Source organism: Deltaproteobacteria bacterium (genome assembly GCA_009929795.1).
Taxonomy (GTDB): Bacteria; Desulfobacterota; Desulfovibrionia; order Desulfovibrionales; family Desulfomicrobiaceae; genus RZZR01.
In genome coordinates this window covers 1-16,702 of the sequence record RZZR01000054.1, presented here as the reverse complement: position 1 = coordinate 16,702, position 16,702 = coordinate 1, and the positions used below count along the sequence as shown (strand labels likewise).

14 protein-coding genes are annotated in these 16,702 nt (G+C 62.5%); 8 read left to right on the top strand and 6 right to left on the bottom strand.

Annotation, left to right across the window (positions count from 1 at the left end; translation table 11 throughout):
- Positions 1-465 precede the first annotated feature (465 nt).
- Positions 466-1,245, top strand: a complete 780-nt coding sequence (locus EOM25_07670; GenBank protein ID NCC25063.1) for an rRNA pseudouridine synthase — start codon at positions 466-468, stop codon at positions 1,243-1,245.
- A 27-nt stretch (positions 1,246-1,272) separates the two neighbouring features.
- On the opposite strand, the gene priA is transcribed toward EOM25_07670, so the two are convergent.
- Entirely contained in the window at positions 1,273-3,609 is a 2,337-nt protein-coding gene (gene priA / locus EOM25_07665; protein ID NCC25062.1) for a primosomal protein N', read from the bottom strand.
- A 135-nt stretch (positions 3,610-3,744) separates the two neighbouring features.
- Here priA and EOM25_07660 point away from each other — a divergent pair, with 135 nt between their 5' ends.
- The 3 genes from EOM25_07660 to EOM25_07650 are packed head-to-tail and all read left to right on the top strand — an operon-like array spanning position 3,745 to position 7,635.
- On the top strand, positions 3,745-4,677 hold the full coding sequence (locus EOM25_07660; GenBank protein ID NCC25061.1) for a MoxR family ATPase: 933 nt from the start codon (positions 3,745-3,747) through the stop codon (positions 4,675-4,677).
- Positions 4,674-5,633 (top strand): DUF58 domain-containing protein, encoded by a 960-nt coding sequence (locus EOM25_07655; protein NCC25060.1) that lies wholly within the window; start codon positions 4,674-4,676, stop codon positions 5,631-5,633. The genes EOM25_07660 and EOM25_07655 overlap by 4 nt, the downstream gene beginning before the upstream one ends.
- The gene (locus EOM25_07650) at positions 5,620-7,635 is read left to right on the top strand and encodes a DUF3488 domain-containing protein (protein NCC25059.1); all 2,016 of its coding nucleotides are present in this window, start codon (positions 5,620-5,622) and stop codon (positions 7,633-7,635) included. The genes EOM25_07655 and EOM25_07650 overlap by 14 nt, the downstream gene beginning before the upstream one ends.
- Here EOM25_07650 and EOM25_07645 read toward each other — a convergent pair.
- Genes EOM25_07645 through EOM25_07625 form a run of 5 tightly spaced genes read right to left on the bottom strand, consistent with a single transcriptional unit; the run spans position 7,562 to position 13,606 of the window.
- Positions 7,562-8,665 (bottom strand): AI-2E family transporter, encoded by a 1,104-nt coding sequence (locus EOM25_07645; GenBank protein ID NCC25058.1) that lies wholly within the window; start codon positions 8,663-8,665, stop codon positions 7,562-7,564. The two genes, EOM25_07650 and EOM25_07645, sit on opposite strands and share 74 nt — an antisense overlap.
- Before the next feature lie 24 nt (positions 8,666-8,689).
- Positions 8,690-10,084 (bottom strand): aminopeptidase, encoded by a 1,395-nt coding sequence (locus EOM25_07640; GenBank protein NCC25057.1) that lies wholly within the window; start codon positions 10,082-10,084, stop codon positions 8,690-8,692.
- The gene (locus EOM25_07635) at positions 10,081-11,502 is read right to left on the bottom strand and encodes an L-seryl-tRNA(Sec) selenium transferase (protein ID NCC25056.1); all 1,422 of its coding nucleotides are present in this window, start codon (positions 11,500-11,502) and stop codon (positions 10,081-10,083) included. Before EOM25_07635 ends, EOM25_07640 begins: the two co-directional genes overlap by 4 nt.
- Positions 11,499-12,812: a bifunctional folylpolyglutamate synthase/dihydrofolate synthase gene (locus tag EOM25_07630; GenBank protein NCC25055.1), complete on the bottom strand. Its 1,314-nt coding sequence runs from the start codon at positions 12,810-12,812 to the stop codon at positions 11,499-11,501. The genes EOM25_07635 and EOM25_07630 overlap by 4 nt, the downstream gene beginning before the upstream one ends.
- Before the next feature lie 8 nt (positions 12,813-12,820).
- Complete coding sequence (locus tag EOM25_07625) at positions 12,821-13,606, bottom strand: 3',5'-cyclic-nucleotide phosphodiesterase (GenBank protein ID NCC25054.1); 786 nt, start codon at positions 13,604-13,606, stop codon at positions 12,821-12,823.
- Between the two features lie 141 nt (positions 13,607-13,747).
- On the opposite strand from EOM25_07625, the gene EOM25_07620 reads away from it, so the two are divergent.
- The 4 genes from EOM25_07620 to EOM25_07605 form a co-directional block, all read left to right on the top strand.
- Positions 13,748-14,533, top strand: a complete 786-nt coding sequence (locus tag EOM25_07620) for an ABC transporter permease (protein NCC25053.1) — start codon at positions 13,748-13,750, stop codon at positions 14,531-14,533.
- The gene (locus EOM25_07615) at positions 14,530-15,054 is read left to right on the top strand and encodes a hypothetical protein (protein NCC25052.1); all 525 of its coding nucleotides are present in this window, start codon (positions 14,530-14,532) and stop codon (positions 15,052-15,054) included. Before EOM25_07620 ends, EOM25_07615 begins: the two co-directional genes overlap by 4 nt.
- On the top strand, positions 15,054-16,058 hold the full coding sequence (locus EOM25_07610) for an MCE family protein (GenBank protein ID NCC25051.1): 1,005 nt from the start codon (positions 15,054-15,056) through the stop codon (positions 16,056-16,058). The genes EOM25_07615 and EOM25_07610 overlap by 1 nt, the downstream gene beginning before the upstream one ends.
- Positions 16,059-16,076: 18 nt before the next feature.
- On the top strand, positions 16,077-16,702 hold a 626-nt coding region (locus EOM25_07605; GenBank protein ID NCC25050.1), incomplete at its 3' end, for a hypothetical protein.

Below are 16,702 nucleotides of genomic sequence, written 5' to 3'. Positions count from 1 at the left end.
GGTCATGGACCGACTGGCCGGGGATCCCCTGTCCGTCTGGATGGGCCTGTGCCACGATCTGGGCAAGGCCCGCACCAACCCGAAACTTTGGCCAAGGCACCACGGTCACGATGCGGAAGGTCATGAACCGGCCGAATCCCTGGCCCTGCGCCTGCGTCTGCCCAAGGTTTTTCTCCGGGCCGGAAGGCTGGCCGCCGTTTTGCATATGAAGGCCGCCCGCTACCCGGAACTTCGTTGTGGGACCAGGGTGGACCTGCTGGACCTCCTGAACGGTCCCGACGATCTTCGGCGACTGGCAGCACTGGTTGTGGCCGACAACGGTCCGGACATCGTTGCGGACATGGCCAGGGACTGGGATCTGATCCGGAGCGTCCATCTGCCGCCCGAATCCCAAAATCTCGGTGCGGAATCCGGCCGGATTCTTCGCGAACTGCAGGCCCAGGCCCTAGCGCGAGGCCAAAGGCCATGACCTCCGGACCGGACCGCGAACCGGTCCGTCTGAACAAGCTTCTGGCCTCAGCCGGGGTCTGCTCTCGCCGACACGCCGACGAACTCATCCGCCAAGGCCGGGTCCGGATCGACGGACGGGTCGAGGACAACCCCGGGACCAAGGTTTCCCCGGACCGTGCCGTCACCGTGAACGGCCGACCTCTGCCCTCTCCTCTCCGCGAACACGTCTACCTCATGCTGAACAAGCCCCGAGGCGTGCTGACCACAGCCAATGACCCCCAGGGCCGTAGAACCGTCCTCGATCTCCTGGACCCGAACATGCGCGAACGGCGGGTCTTTCCGGTCGGCCGCCTCGACGCCGGTTCCGAGGGATTGCTCATCCTGACCACCGACGGAGACCTGGCTCTGCGTCTGACCCACCCGGGGTTCCATCATCCCAAAATCTATCACGTCACCGTGGACGGAGAGGTCCGGGACAGGGATCTCGATCTCATGCGCCATGGCATGACCCTGGCCGAGGGGGATCATTTGGCCCCGGTCTCGGTCCATGTTCTAGAGCGCCGGGGGAAAAACCGAACCAGACTCGAGATGGTGCTCATTCAGGGAGTCAACAGGCAAATCAGACGAATGTGCCGGGATGTGGGGCTTAATGTGGTCCGCCTGATGCGGGTGGCCGTGGGACCGTTGCGACTGGGAGGTCTCCGCGTCGGCCGCTGGAGGAAATTGACCGCCGAGGAAGTCGAAGCCCTTGTAGCCGCCGCCGGATCAGGGCGGCGAAAACTCTCTGAGCCCTGAACGAGCCCCTCATGCGAGCGAAATTGCTCAGAGCATGCTGACCGGATCGAGATCGAGAACGATCCGCATCCGCCGTTCCGTCCCGATCATTCCCTCGGCCAAACGATAAAGGTCCCGGATCGCCCCCCAGTCCTGGGCCTTGATCATGCACTGCTGTCGGAGTCGGCCCTTGAGAAGAGCCAGCGGGGCCGGGGCCGGCCCCAGGACCCTGGCCCCCACCGTCAACGCCCTGTCCCGAAGGGCCCGCCCGATCTCCTCCACCAGATCCTGCCCCTTGGGCCAGCGGACCGGATAGGCGAACCGAATAAGACCCAGCCGGACAAAAGGAGGATAGGACATCCGCCCCCTGAGTCCGATCTCCCGGCCATAAAATCCCTCGTAGTCATTGCCGAGCACGTACGTCCAGAGATAATGATCGGGGTTTCGGGTCTGGATATAGACCTCGCCGGGAGATGCTCCCCGCCCAGCCCGGCCGGCCACCTGGACCAACAACTGGAAGGTCCGCTCCGTTGCCCGGTAGTCGGGAAGGCTCAGGCCCAGATCGGCGTCGATGACCAATACCAGGGTCACGTTCGGAAAATCATGTCCCTTGCTGAGCATCTGGGTACCCACGAGGACCTGAGACCTGCCCCGGGCAAAGGCCTCCAGAATGTCTTCCATGCTGCCCTGCCGCCTGGATGTGTCCCGGTCGAGACGCAGGACCCCTGTTTCCGGCGGCAGATGGGAACTCAGGTACTCCTCCAATTTTTCCGTACCCGTGCCCATGGGAAGAAACGAGGTCGAGCCGCACGACGCGCAGACCAGAGGCACGGGGACCGATTGGCCACAATAATGGCAGACGGCCCTGTTTCTGGCCTTGTGGAAGGTCAGACTGACGTGGCAGTGCTCGCAGCGGGCCGGCTCGTTGCAGTCCTCGCAGACCAAGACCGGAGAGTAGCCCCGACGGTTGTGCATGATGATGGCCTGATGCCCGGCCTCCAGGGTGGCCATCAAGGCCTGGTGGCAGGGGGCAGAAAGCGGACCTCGGATCGGCACGTTTACTGTCAGGTCCACCAGCCGGACCCGGGGCAGGGTCACCGGCCCAACCCGGCCGGCGAGTTCTACCCGGGCGATGGCCCCGTTTTGGGACGAGTGAAAGGTCTTGACGTCCGGAGTTGCCGAGCCGAGGACCATCAGTCCCTTGGAACGGTGAATCCTGAACCAGGCCAGATCCTTGGCGTGATAGACCAACCGTTCGTCCTGCTTGAAGGAGGCGTCGTGCTCCTCGTCCAGGACGACCACCCCCGGATCGGGCATGGGCAAAAACAAGGCCGAGCGGGTTCCGACCACACAACGAGGCTCACCGCCGACCGCAACCTTCTCGAAGATCCTTTGTCTGGAACCCTGGGGCAGGGACCCGTGAAAAAGCAGGACCCGCTCCGGCCCGAGCAGGGCCCGGGCCTGGGCCTGGAGCTGGAGGGCAATGGCGATCTCCGGAGCCAGGAGCATGGCCCAGCGCCCCGCTTCCAAACAAAAGCGGATCGTCTCCAGATAAACCAGGGTCTTGCCACTTCCGGTAACCCCGTGGAGCAGGACGGCTCTGGGCCTGTCTTCCGTGAACAGGTCGAGCATGGCCGAGACGGCCGAGGCCTGCTCCTGGTTGGGGACGTGTCGGACCACGGGTTCAACGGATATCGGCCCTGAATCATCCCCACCTTCGTTGCGGACCGTGACCAGCCCCCGTGCCTCCAGGGCCCGCAAGACCGTCGGCACGTCCCTGCCCAAAGCCCTTGTCAATTCTGACCGAGAAATCTGCCCACGCTCCCAGAGAAGCTCCATGATCCGCCATTGACGCTTGGCTGCCGGCATCAGGGACCACGGCGGATCCTTGGCCACCCGACAGATCGGATCGGTTCGAGGACGGCTGAATTTGACCCGCATCTCACCCCGATTCCAGGCCAGTCCCCAGGCTCTCCGGTCGGCCTCCCCCCCCGCGGCAAGGGCGGTCACGTCCAGAATTTCCCCCGGACCCAACTCGAATACAGGATCTGCCCGCCTGAACTCTCGAGGGATGACATGGCCGAGAATCTTCCCGACCGGATCGGCCTGGCGCAGCTCCAATTGCCTGGCCATGTCCAGGTAATCCGCCTTCAGCAATGGCCTGAGCTCAAGGGGCCAGAGCACGGGTTTGACGACCATCCCCTCGGGAGCTGACGAACTGTGTCCGACCACGACTCCAGCCCGGACGCCGTGTCCCACCGGAACCAAAACCCGAAGTCCCACGGACCAGTCCAGGCCCTCGGGCTGAACGGGTACGGCATAGGTCAACGGACCGTATGGAGCCGAAAACAGGGCGATGTGCACGAAGGACGGGGTCATGATCATTCTCGAAATCCGAATGGGTGGATGACTATGGGCCAGGCCAGGCCCGTGGTCAAGAAAGGACTTTCCGGCCCTTGCCTTTGTCCGAACGGTCCCTATGATACCTTCGTTGACCCAACCTCGAAACAGGAGAAAACTATGGCCGTTCCCGGCCCGATTTCCACCCGAACCGTGACCGAGATCCTTTCCTCGGTGGAACGAAGCATCTTGGGCAAAGCCCGGGAGACTCGCCTGGCTCTGGCCTGCCTCCTGGCCGGAGGACACCTCCTTATCGAGGACATTCCCGGCATCGGCAAGACCACCTTGGCCAGAGCCCTGTCCACGGCCTTGGGCCTCGACTTCAAGCGGGTCCAATTCACCAACGACCTGCTCCCGGGCGATATTGTCGGGGCCTCGATCTTTGACCGGGACACCGGCCGGTTCGTCTTTCACGAAGGCCCGGTCTTCACCAGCATACTCCTGGCCGACGAGATCAACCGGGCCACCCCCCGCACCCAGTCGGCCCTCTTGGAGGCCATGGAAGAACGCCAGGTCACCGTCGAGGGCCAGGCCAGGCCCCTGCCCGAACCCTTTTTTGTCATCGCCACCCAGAACCCCCAGGAACAGGCTGGAACTTTCCCTTTGCCCGAGTCGCAACTGGACCGCTTTCTGCTCCGGATCAGCCTCGGCTACCCAGGACGGGACGCCGAAACCCTGCTCCTGAACCGGGACCAGGCCTGGACAGGAGCCCCCTTGCCCCAGGCCGTGACCACGCCCCAGAAGGTCCGTGAACTGCAGGACATCGTGGCCGCCATTCACGCCTCCAAGCCCCTGATCGCCTATGTCCTGGACCTTCTCGAGGCCACCCGTCACAATGACCGAATTCAGACCGGACTCTCGCCCAGGGCCGGTCTGGGCATTCTGCAGGCCGCCAGGGCCTGGGCCCTCCTCCAGGGCCGGGACCACGCCTTGCCCGAGGACGTCCAGGCCGTGTTTTCCCACGTGGCAGGACACCGGCTCAAAGGTCCGGACCTGCGCGAACTCTCGGCCGGGGACCTGACCGACATCCTCCACTCCGTCCCCCTGCCGTGATCCTCCGAAACCTCATCGGCCGGACCATGCCGGCCCTGGACACCTTCCTGAAAGGCCGGACCGCCGGGCCTCTCCCCATCGTTCTGACCCGCCGGGACATCTTCATCCTTCCCACTCGAGCCGGGATCTGGTTCGGCCTACTCCTTTTGGCCCTGCTCCTCATCTCCATTAACTACGACAACAATCTGACGTACTTCATGGTCTTTCTTCTGGCCGGAACCGCCTTTCTGTCCACCCTGGCCACCTACCGCGAACTCTCCGGCCTGTCCCTGGTCGGAACCAAGGCCGAACCGGTCTTCGCGGGCAATGTGGCCACGTTCCGGGTGCTTGTCAGGGCCGGGCATCGCTCGAGACAGGCCCTGGACCTCTCGTTTCGGGGTACGGCCACATCGAGGGCCGCTTTGAAACCCGGCTCCACCGCTGAGGTCGAGATCGGTATCACTGCCCCGCGCCGGGGCTGGCTCAGACCCGGACCGGTCCTGGTCGAAACCCGCTTTCCCCTAGGCCTATTCCGGGCTTGGTCACGGCCCGACCCGGAGGCCAAGGTTCTGGTCTATCCGGCCCCGGCGCGGGATTCCCTTCCCCTGGCCCTGCTCAGGACCAAAACAGAGCTTGGCCGGGATGTGCCGGCCGACGAATTCCAGGGTCTGCGACGCTACCGTCCCGGCGACCCCCCAAGCAGAATCGAATGGAGGGCCCTGGCCCGCGAGCAGGGACTGACGACCCGAAGCTTCAGGAGCGGTTCCATGATCGACGGGCTGATTCTCGATCTCGCGGTCACCCCGGGGCGCGATCTTGAGGAGCGACTCTCCCGCCTGACCCGGGCCGTGCTCGACGCCCACGGCTCGGACCTGGCCTTTGGCCTGCGCCTCGGCCCGACATTCCTGGATCCGGCCCGGGGCAAGGGGCATTTAAACCGGGCTCTGGAGGCCCTGGCTCTCCATGGCCAGAATTGATCCCCGACCCGGAGACCGGGTCCTTCTCCTGGCCTTTGCCGCCTCCCTGCTGGGCCACCTCGGCCACCTCCCGGCCTGGATCATCGTCTTCTGCATGGCCGCAGGAACATGGTTTTTCCTCTGGTCGCTGAAGCTCGTCCCTCAGGTGCCCCGCTGGCTTCGGCTGATCCTGACCCTGGCCGCCTGCGCCGCGGCGGTCCTGACCTCGGGACGTTTTGTGGGCCGGGACGTGGGCGCGGCCATGCTCGCCCTCATGCTCTCCCTGAAACTCCTGGAATTCGGAAGGTCGTCGGACCGCCGCTTCATCCTCTTTATTTCCCTCTTTCTGAGCGTCACCGCCCTGCTCTTCGCCAAGACCCTCCCCATGACCGGGTACGCCATGATCTGCTCGGGACTGATCCTGACCCTCGTGGTCCGCCTCGAGCAGACCGGGCCGGACACCGCCTCCGCCGCGAGGACCACGGCTCTGCTCATGCTCCAGGCCCTGCCCCTGGCTGCGATTCTGTTCCTGGTCTTCCCCCGAATCCAGGGTGGACTGTGGGGAGTGGCCGCCCCGGCCGCCGGGGCCTCCACCGGCCTGACCGACACCCTTGCCCCGGGATCCATCAACTTCCTGGCCTTCTCTCCGAGCGTGGCGGCCCGGGTCAAATTCTCCGGACCGGTCCCACCTTCGAGACAGCGCTATTTCCGAGCCCTGGTTCTGAACTCTTTCGACGGCATGGCCTGGACCCCGGGTTGGCGGGTCGAATCCCGCAGAGGCCTTCCCCCGCCGACGGAACGAATCGAGGACATTTCCGGGCCGATCGACTACGAGATCACCGTCGAATTCGACCACACCGAGTTTTTGCCGGCCCTGGACCTCCCCATGGCCGCGTCGGGCAACGCCGTTCTGTCCGAAGGCTTCCTCGTCCGGCCCAGACGTCCTCCGGTCGACACCTTTCGCTTTCGGGCCCGATCGGCGACGATCTACCGGACCGGACCGTCGGGTCCTCCCAACCAGGCCCTCCAGCTTCCGGAAACCGGTTTCCCCCAGGCCAGGACCCTGGCCGCCGCCTGGCGAGGCATGCCTCCCCAGGAGATCGTCCGTGCCGCCCTGGATCTCATCCGCCGGGAAGAATTCATCTACACTCTGAGCCCACCCCTGCTCGAAGACGAACCCGTGGACCGGTTCCTCTTCGAGACCCGTCAGGGCTATTGCGAACACTTTGCCTCATCCTTTGCCGTGCTCATGCGGGCCGCCGGGGTCCCGGCCCGGGTGGTGGTCGGATTCCAGGGAGGAGAAATCAACCCCTTGACCGAATTCCTCGTCCTTCGGGCCTCGGACGCCCACGCCTGGACCGAGGTCTGGTACGAGGGCCGTGGATGGGTGCGGATCGACCCAACTTCGGCCGTAGCCCCTGACCGCATCGAACTCGGCATGCAGGCCACCTTTCCCCAGTCAGATCTACCCCTCATCGCCCAAGGCGAGGCCCCGGCCTTTGTCGCCCAGGGAGTCCGGGGACTGCGGATCGGCCTCGACGCGGTTAACACCTTCTGGCAACAATGGGTGTTGGACTATTCCGGACGCCGACAGATGGAACTCCTAAAACGACTCAAGCTCGACAGAGGGGATTGGCTCGGGGTTCTGGCCCGAGTCGGCATCGTTCTGGTCACGGGGCTCGGAATTCTGGGTTTGGCCGTCCTCTGGCGCCTTCGCCCAAATAGAGACTCCGACCCGGTCCGTCGGGCCATGAACCGTTTCCGGACCAGGTTGACCAGGGCCGGGCTGTCAACTCCGGACTGGGCCGGGCCCCGGGATTTGTCGCGAATGATCGTTCTGGCCAGACCGGACCTCGGCCCCGAGGCCGGACGCATTCTGGAACTCTACGAGGCTCTGCGCTACACACCGAACCCCGATCCGGAAGACCAAAAGACCCTGGTCCGCCTGGTCAGGTCCTGGCGGCCGAAGCGAGGAACCGCTTGTAGTAGGCCAGAAGGAGGCATGTCGCCGGCAGGGCGATAAGCAGGCCCAGAATGCCCAGGAGCTTGCCCCAAATGGAGAGGGAGAGGAGGATGACGGCCGGACTGAGGCCCATGACCTTGCCCATGATCCTGGGACTCAGAAAGACATCCTGAACGATCTGGACTACGGCGAAAACCAGCCCGGTCAGGCCCAGGGAGATCCAGAAACTCCCCCCGGTCTCCAGGGCGTGCATCAGGGAAAGGAAAAAGGCCGGGACCAGGGCCACGAGCTGAAGATAGGGGACCATGTTCAACACTCCGACCAGAAGGCCCAAAAGCAGACCCAGGGGCAGGCCAATGAGCATGAAGCCCACGGACATCATCACGCCCACCAGGGAGGCCACCAGGGCCTGTGCCCGAAAATAGCGGTTCATGCCCTGGTTGAACTCCAAAAGAAAGCTCAGGACCGGCTCCCGCCACGTCTCGGGCAGATAGTTCTTCCACTCCTCACTGAGCTTCTGGTAGTCCAGAAGTAGAAAAACCAAGTAGATGAGGACGAAGAACACGCCCATCAGCCCGCTCAGAATGGTGGCCGTGCCCGCGAGCACGCCCAAGAATCCGGGCAAGATTTTTTGGAAGGCCTCCCGGGCCAGTTCCATGACTTTTTCGGGCTGGAAGAATTCCCGGACTTCCGGCCTAGCCGCCACATCGCGGATGTACTGCCAAAGGTCGGCCGGCATCCTCTCGGCAGCCTGCTGGGCCAACTTGGAGTTGTCCACCAGTTCCTTGAGAAGCTGGCCCATGTGCCTGACCTCGGAAACCATCAACGGTACCACCAGACTCGTGATCAGGCCAAGGACCAGGAGAATGGCCAGAAGGGCCAGCCATACAGCCAGGATGTGACTGCGGACCCAACGGCGCAAAAGCGTGACCAGCGGGTTCATGACATAGGCCAGCAGCAGGGCCACGGCAAAGGGAATGAGTACGTCGCTCAGATATCCCAAAAGCCGGACCAGCCCCCAGAGTATGAGAACCATCACGCCCAGCCGGAAGATGCGGTCCAGTGAATACGGACGGGAGTCGAACATGATGTCCTCAATGGGTTCACATGGCGTTCACGACCTGAAAAAGGCCCCATAGGCCCGGACCGTGGCCAACAGATCGGCCACGCTGGAAATCTCGAAGGGGCTGTGCATGGACAGGACCCCGGGCCCGAAGTCCACGATATCCATGCCGTACACGGCCAGATGCTTAGCCACGGTGCCGCCGCCGCCCAGATCCACCTTACCCAGTTCGGCCATCTGCCAGGGTACGCCGGCCACGTTGAGGACGTTGCGGAACCAGCCCACATACTCGGCGCTGGCGTCGTTGGCCCCGTACTTGCCCCGGTGTCCGGTGAACTTGCAGATCACCGGGCCCCGGCCGAGATACGAGGCGTTCAGTTTGTCGTGCAGATCCTGGTAATCCTGGTCGATGGCCGCATGGACGTCTCCGGACAAGGCCTTCATATTCAACATGACCTGGCGCAGACTGGCCCTGGGCTCCCAGGCCTCGATCAAATCCTGTATCGCGTATTCGAAGATGCGGGACTGTGCCCCGGTGGCCCCCTCGGAACCGATCTCCTCCTTGTCCCAAAGAATCAGGATCTGGGTAAACTCGGGATCACTGGCCCGGACAAAGGCCTCCAGAGAAGTGAACCCGCAGATGCGGTCGTCCTGGCCGTAGCCGCCCACGAGTCCCCGGTCCAGGCCAACCCGGCGGGCCGGACCGGCCGGGACAATCTCCAGTTCGGCCGAAAAGAGGTCCTCCTCCTCCAGTCCGAAGCGATCCCGAAGCAGTTCCAAGAGGGCCTTTTTAAAACGGCCGTCCTTCTTGTCCTCCCCTTCCAGAAACAGGGGCACATGGCCCAGGACCACGTTCAGCTTCTCGGCCTCGAAGGCCTCGGAGAGCTTCTTCTCCACCTGCTTGTGGGCCAGATGAGGCAGAAGGTCGGGAATGGCCAGGACCGGGTCCCTTTCGTCCTCGCCGACGACCACGGGAACGACCCGGCCGTCGGTCTTGACGGCCACGCCGTGCAGGGCCAGTGGTCTGGCCAGCCATTGATACTTGCGGATGCCGCCGTAGTAGTGGGTCTTGGCCAGGGCCAGGTCGCAATCCTCGTACAGGGGATGCTGCTTGAGATCGAGCCTGGGGCTGTCGGCATGGGAGCCGACCATGCGGCTTCCCCGGCTCAAGGGGCGCCGGCCCCGGCGAGCGGCCACCAGGGTCTTGCCCCGATGCACGGTCAGAAAACGACCCGTGCCCGGATCGGAGATGAACCCGGCCTTTTCAAGCATCGCCACGGCCCAGGTCACCACTTCCCGTTCGGTCTTGTTGACCGATAAAAAATCCATGTAGCGGTCGGCAAGTTCATCCATCGCCAGGCAGTCGGCCTCGGAGGCATAAACGTCCCAGCAGCTTCTGGTCTCAAATTCCTTGACACTCATATGGTCGTCCTCTTTCGTGTTCATTTCGAATCAGTGCCTGACCCGGAATCGAGGGCCTCGCGCACAACCCGAGCCACGGTCCCGTATTCGTCATTGCCCAGGGTCCTGGGGTCCAGGCAGAAAAGGTCTTTTTCGATCCGGCCCACCAAGGGCGGATCGGTACTCAGCAGCCGCTCTCTCAGGTCGTCGGCTTGGGTGCCGTCGCGGGGCTCAACCGACACCAGGACCGTGGGCAGGTCTTGCTCGGGAAAGGCCCCACCACCGACCCGTGACACGCCGTCGCGAAGTTTGATCCCGGCCAAGCCGCCCAATTCGCGGGCCAATCGGGTCTTCAACCGCCTCGCCGCCCGCAGAAGTTCATCCCTGCCCATGGTGATCATCCGCAAGGTCGGGACCTCGGACCGTGCCCTGTCCGGATCGAGGTAGAGGCGCAAGGTGGCCTCCAGGGCGGCCACGGTCATCTTGTCGGTGCGCACGGCCCGGTTCAGGGGATTCTTCTTGATCCGGTCGACGTATTCCCTCCGGCCGAGGATGATCCCGGCCTGAGGCCCCCCCAGAAGCTTGTCCCCGCTGAAGGAAACGACGTCGACTCCCGAGGCCAAAACCTGCTGGACCGTCGGCTCTGGCATGAGACCCAGTCCCGAAAAATCGAACAGGTTGCCGCTCCCAAGATCCTCGATGACCGGCAGGCCGTGTCGACGGCCGATCTCGACCAATTCCGGCAGCGGAACTTCCTTGTGGAATCCGATGATCCGATAGTTGGAGGTGTGCACCTTCAAAAGCGCCGCGGTGTTCTCGCCGATGGCCCCCTCGTAGTCATGGGCGTGGGTCCGGTTGGTGGCACCCACCTCACGCAGCACGGCCCCGCTCTTGGCCATGACCTCGGGAATGCGAAACGATCCGCCGATTTCGACCAATTGCCCCCGCGACACGACAACCTCGCGGCCCTTGGCCAGGGTATCCAGGACAATGAGCACGGCCGCGGCGTTGTTGTTGACCACCAGACCGGCTTCGGCCCCGGTCAACTGGCAGAGCAGGCCTTCCACGTGGGAATATCTGCTCCCTCTCGTGCCCGTGGTCAGGGAAAACTCCAGGTTCGAGTATCGGGCGCAGGCCTCCTGGACGGCTCTGGCGGCCGTTTCGGCAAGGATGGACCGCCCCAGGTTGGTGTGCACGACCACCCCGGCCCCGTTTAGGACCCGCCGAAAATGGGGCCTGGATTTCATGCGGACATAGGCCACGACGGCCGGACGCAGGCGCTCCCATGCCAATTCGGCCGGATCGCGGTATCGGCCGGCCTTGATCTCCTCGCGGCACAGATCGAGATACTCGCCGACCAGGTCTCGCAACAACGTGCGGGGAAAACTGCCGAAACCCGCTTCGGCCTCCAATTCGGCCAGAACCTTGTCCACAGCCGGAAGATGTCTAAACAGATTCGTCACCCTTGGCTCCTCGCATCGTTTACGAATTCTTCCAGCCCAGTCTCCAGGACCGGGAAAATGCGGCTCAATTCGGTCAGAAACGCTCCGACCAGATACAGGGAACCGCAGACCAGCACCGGACCCGGCAATTCGAGAGCCGCGCGAACGGCCTCGGCCACGGTTTCGAAAGGTCTTCCTCCGATCTTCGCCGCCAAAGCGCTCGGATCCAGGGCCCGCTCATTGCCGGGCAGACCAGGAACGAGAATCGGCCCCCGAACCAGGTTTCGGATCATGTCCGTCAGGCCGGACTTGTCGCCCAGGCAGGCGAAAATTGCCCCTTCAGGCTCGATCCCCGAAATGCTCATGGCCGCCGCCAGGGCCGTCAGACCGTGCTCGTTGTGGGCTCCGTCCACCAAAAACCCAGGGCCGACGTCCAAAAACTGGAAACGGCCGGGATGTCGTGCGTCGGCCAGTGACTGAATACATGGGCCGATCTCGAAAGGCCACCCCCGGTCCTTGGCCGCCAGCCACCAGGCCGCTAGGGCCAACATGGCGTTGGAGGCCTGGAAGGAACCGCTCAGGCCGAAACGCGGCACGAAAAAGCCATCCTCCGGACATCCCAAAGGATTGAACAATGCCCCCTGCCCCCGGGGAGTCCACCATTCATCCGCCATGTGCAGGAAAGCGCCCACGGACTTGGCCCTGCTCCGAAGAATATCCATGACGACCTGATCCTGCGGCCCGCTCACGGCTCCGCCGTGTGCACGCAGGGTCGCGGCCTTGTCCCTGGCGATGTCCGCCAGACCGGGCCCTATGACCTGTTGGTGATCCAGGCCAATGGGAGTGATGACGGACAACATGGGAGGCACGGCAGAGGTGGCGTCGTTGGCCGCGCCCAGCCCGGCCTCGAACACCGCTAGATCCACGCCCTGCCGCTTGAAAGCCACAAGGGCCATGATCGTCAAGAGTTCGAAATAGGTCAAATCCGCTTCAGGCCAGGCATCGTACACCTGCGTTGCCAGGCTGGCCCACTCGGCTTCCGGCAATGCCCGCCCGTTCATTTTTATTCGTTCCCGGATCGATACCAGGTGCGGCGAGGTATACAACCCGGTACGAAGCCCATGGCCCCTGGCTAGGGCTTCAAGGAAAACGGCCGTAGACCCCTTGCCGTTGGTGCCCACCACCTGGATGGCCGGCGAAGGATCGATATCCAAACGCTCCAGGGCCGTCCGGACACGACTCAGGCCAAGACGCATGTGAAAGCAGCCCATGCCGTTCAGATGATCGACAAGGCTTGGGTAATCGGGAAAAACGGGCCGATTTCGGACCATGGAAAGGTTTAGAACTCGAACACTTCGTCGTCTCGGAGCAGGTGATAGTTGTAGCCGTCAAGATGGGTCTGGAGCTCTTCCTGGATGGCCGAGGAAAACGGGGACTTCATGTGGGAGATGTAAATCTTGGGAATGAATTCGAGCTTGGCCAACTCTTTCTGAAGAAGTCTCGGAGTCAGGTGGTTGGATTTGAGGGCCAGGTCCTCCATCTCGTTGGGAAACGAGGTTTCGATGATCAAACGGCCGGGCCGGTATTCCAGGCCGTTCAAAAACTTCCACCATGCATCCGTCGGTCCGGTGTCGCCCGTAAAGGCAAAGCCGCTCTCGGCCCCCTTTTCACGGACCACATACCCGGCAGCGGCCTTGGCGTGGCAGACAGGAAAGGCCGTGGCCAAAAGATCCCCGATTTCAACCTCCTCGCCGGGACGCATGGGCGTATAGACGATGACCGGACGCTTGCGGTCCGGCAGAATGGAAAAATCCGGCCAGATGGTGTCGTTCATCAGGTGAGTCCTGATACTGTTCAGAACGTCCTCCAATCCCCGGACCCGGACCGGACCGTGCTCGTCCCTGACCACCAGCTCAATGAGGTTGTCGGCCAGAAACAGGATGTCCTTGATATGGTCCAGATGGGCGTGGGTCACCAGAACGTCGGTGATCTGGGCCTGCTCCTCCAAGGGCAGATGGGAGGTGACTGCTCCGGCATCGAGCAAAACGGAGTCGTTGATGCGAAATGACGTCAGGGCATAGCCCGGAAGCCCGGACCCGGAGCAGCCAAGCACCTGGAATTTCATACTTCCTCCCTTGAATATGACAATCGATCCCCCTTATATCCTCACACGGGCGAAATCAAGGACATAAGACCGGATTCGAAACCCGGCCGGACAAGGCTCGAACCATTTGCAACGCCTCGTAAAAGTGGATACGAACGATTCATGCGTCAAACTATCGTCCATGACGTGGGCCACTGGACCATCTCCAGAATCCAGTTTTGGAACCGGATCGCCTGGCTGGCCACCGGATGCCTGAACGCCCTTCTGTGCCTTCGCGTCCTGAATCCGGCCGTGGGCCGGGTCGTGATCCGCCAGATCTACTTCACGGCCATCCAGGCCCTGCCCATCGTCGTGTTCATCGCCCTGGTCATCGGCTCCATCACCGTTCACTATCTGCTGTCCATTCTGACCGGCCTCGGAGCCTACGACCGCATTGGGGGATACCTGATCGCAGCCATAATGCACGAAGTAGCCCCTCTTGGCTGCAGTCTTATCCTCCTGCTTCGCTCCGGTTCGGCGGTCATCGCCGAAGTGGCCCTGATGAAGATCAACAAGGAACTCAATTCTTTGCAGATGCTGGACATCGACATCGACTCCTACATATTCCTGCCCCGCCTTCTGGCCTTCGCCCTGTCGGCCGTGACCCTGACCTTCTGCTTCACCCTGACCGCCCTGCTCGGCGGATTCTTCATCCTCGGCTATTTCCACGACATCACCTTTGCCAACTATCTGGACCGGATAGTGGACGCCCTCCATATTGAGAGCTTTTTGATCGCCACGACCAAACCACTGCTCATGGGGGCCTGCGTCGGCCTGGTGGCCATGGAAAAAGGCATGCGGGTCGAACGCTCCTTCAGCGAGGTGCCTATCAGGCTCATTCATGGCATGATGCAGGGCATGGCCTTTATCGTGGCCATCGAAGTCTTCTTTGTCCTGGTGACCTCATGACCGAACCCTTTCTGGACATCGACGGGCTCAAAGCAATGGGCCCCCGGGTAATCCTGGCCGTTTCGTCCGAAAGGCAGTTGGCAGGATTGAAACGGTTTTTCATGGGTCTTCCCCGGACCGTGGTCGGCATCGTCGATGAAGACTTTCCCTTTCTGTCCAATCTGAATATGATCGAAAACATCACCCTCGGAGATATGTACACCAACCATCGAGGCTTGGCCGCGGCCACGGCCCGGATCCTCCCCACCATCGAGGCTCTGGGCATGCGAGAGGCCATGGGCCGCCGCAAGGAAACCCTGACCCAGGAAGAAATGCTCAAGGCCCACATTCTGCGCTGTCTGGCCGGCGACAGCCGGGCCGTGTTCATGGAGTATCCCCGCATCTGGGATCTTCGCCTGCTTCTCGAATATCTGAAGAATATCAGCTCGGACATGGCCCTGTGGATATCCTGCCACGAAAAATCCCTCCGGACCTACGAGGGACTCGGCTTTGAAACCTTTTACCTTCCGGATGACTCGTAATGGCCCAAAGTTTCGACACCATGGCCTTCAAGGTCGGCTCGTTCGTTCTTCTGGTCGTTCTGACCGCCGTCGCTTCGGTCTTCTACATCGGCATCAAGAAGGATCTCTTTTCCGAAACAATAACCTTCTATGTGACGACCGACTCGGGCGACAACATCGAACGCGGCATTCCGGTCCGCCTGTCGGGATTCAATATCGGCCAGGTCCGGAGGGTCAACCTGGACGCCCTGGACCATATCAAAATCGAGATCTCCATCTTTGAAAAGTATCGAAAATGGTTCCGGGAAGACACCAGGATCAGTCTGGAGCAGGAGGGCGTCATCGGCAACAGCTATTTGAAAGTCCTTCCCGGATCGGATGCCAGCCCCGAACTGGAACCCGAATCGACCATTGCCCTGAACAAGGTCGGAGGCCTCAGCGAGCTCTTGACCGAGGCCCAGCCGGTCATGGAAAATCTCAAGGCCATTGTCGCCAACGTCAAGACCATAACCGACATCTTCGTTCAGGAGGATGGGCCGGTCCAGCGGATTCTGGCCAACCTGGAAACCATGTCGTCCAAATTGACCGACGAACAGGGGCTCATCCATTATATCGCGGTTTCCCCGGAACCGGTCCTCAAGCTGGAAGGCATTCTCTCCCAGGCCGACCAGGCCATGGGCCAGGCCGACCAAGCAATGACCCAGGCCGGGTCTCTCCTGGGAAACGCCACGGCCAGGGTCGAGGACATCGCCCCCATGCAGAAAGAGCTTCTGGAACTTATCAGGGAAGCCAAGGACATCCTGGCCCAGATGCGCGGGCTGCGTGAGGACCTCGGGCCGACCTTGAGCAATGTCGAAGCCCTGACCGCCAACGTCAGCAACGCCACAACGGACCTCATCACCCTGCGGCGCAAGAGCGAGTACACCCTCCGGCTGGGGACCGAACTCCTGGAACGGCTGAACAACACCTGGCCCCTGAACCGGGGCAGGCCTCCGGCCACGGATCGTGACTGGCCGAGCCCCTGAACAAAGGACACAAAGACCATGCCCAAACCGACCCGCCTGCTCTTTTTGGTCCTGGCCGCCTGCCTCGCCTCCTGCGGCGGCAAGGACATCCCGCCCTTCACCCCTCCGGAATCCTTGGCCCTGGCCCCGATCCAGCGCCAGGAATTCGTCGTCGCGTTCCTTCGGGGCGACTGGTGCGACGCCCGTCATCTCTTCGAGTCGAGCCAGCAAAACTACCTGGCCCAGGACGATCTCTGCGCCATGGCCCACAATTGCGAACTCGCCTTTCGGGTCACCTCCTGGGCCGGCGTTCCTGCCGAGGAACTTCTCCCCGAAGCGGCCAGGTTCCGCGATCTGGACCCGGGATGCGCCACCCTGGGAATCCCGGAACCAGACCAAGTTTGGGATTCGGTCCTGGAATCCGGAGACTGGGATGCCCTGAATTCGCTCATCCAAAAGACGAACAACCCCCTATTCGCCTCGGTGTACGCCCGCAAGGCCACGGAACGGGCCTTGCATGAGAATGACATGTCTTTGGCCTTGAAATTTCTGACCCAGGCCATGAACGTGGACCGGGAACAGGCCTGGGTGGTCTTCCTGGTCCAGGACTGGATGTTCGTCTCCCAGATGGAGCAAGATCCCGAGGCCTCGGCCCGGGCCAGGGC

Bases quoted from the DNA above. Each gene is read 5' to 3' on its own strand.
- EOM25_07670 (NCC25063.1), top strand. From the start codon at position 466: ATGACCTCCGGACCGGACCGCGAACCGGTCCGTCTGAACAAGCTTCTG.
- priA (NCC25062.1), bottom strand. From the start codon at position 3,609: ATGATCATGACCCCGTCCTTCGTGCACATCGCCCTGTTTTCGGCTCCA.
- EOM25_07660 (NCC25061.1), top strand. From the start codon at position 3,745: ATGGCCGTTCCCGGCCCGATTTCCACCCGAACCGTGACCGAGATCCTT.
- EOM25_07650 (NCC25059.1), top strand. From the start codon at position 5,620: ATGGCCAGAATTGATCCCCGACCCGGAGACCGGGTCCTTCTCCTGGCC.
- EOM25_07640 (NCC25057.1), bottom strand. From the start codon at position 10,084: ATGAACACGAAAGAGGACGACCATATGAGTGTCAAGGAATTTGAGACC.
- EOM25_07630 (NCC25055.1), bottom strand. From the start codon at position 12,812: ATGGTCCGAAATCGGCCCGTTTTTCCCGATTACCCAAGCCTTGTCGAT.
- EOM25_07625 (NCC25054.1), bottom strand. From the start codon at position 13,606: ATGAAATTCCAGGTGCTTGGCTGCTCCGGGTCCGGGCTTCCGGGCTAT.
- EOM25_07620 (NCC25053.1), top strand. From the start codon at position 13,748: ATGCGTCAAACTATCGTCCATGACGTGGGCCACTGGACCATCTCCAGA.
- EOM25_07615 (NCC25052.1), top strand. From the start codon at position 14,530: ATGACCGAACCCTTTCTGGACATCGACGGGCTCAAAGCAATGGGCCCC.
- EOM25_07610 (NCC25051.1), top strand. From the start codon at position 15,054: ATGGCCCAAAGTTTCGACACCATGGCCTTCAAGGTCGGCTCGTTCGTT.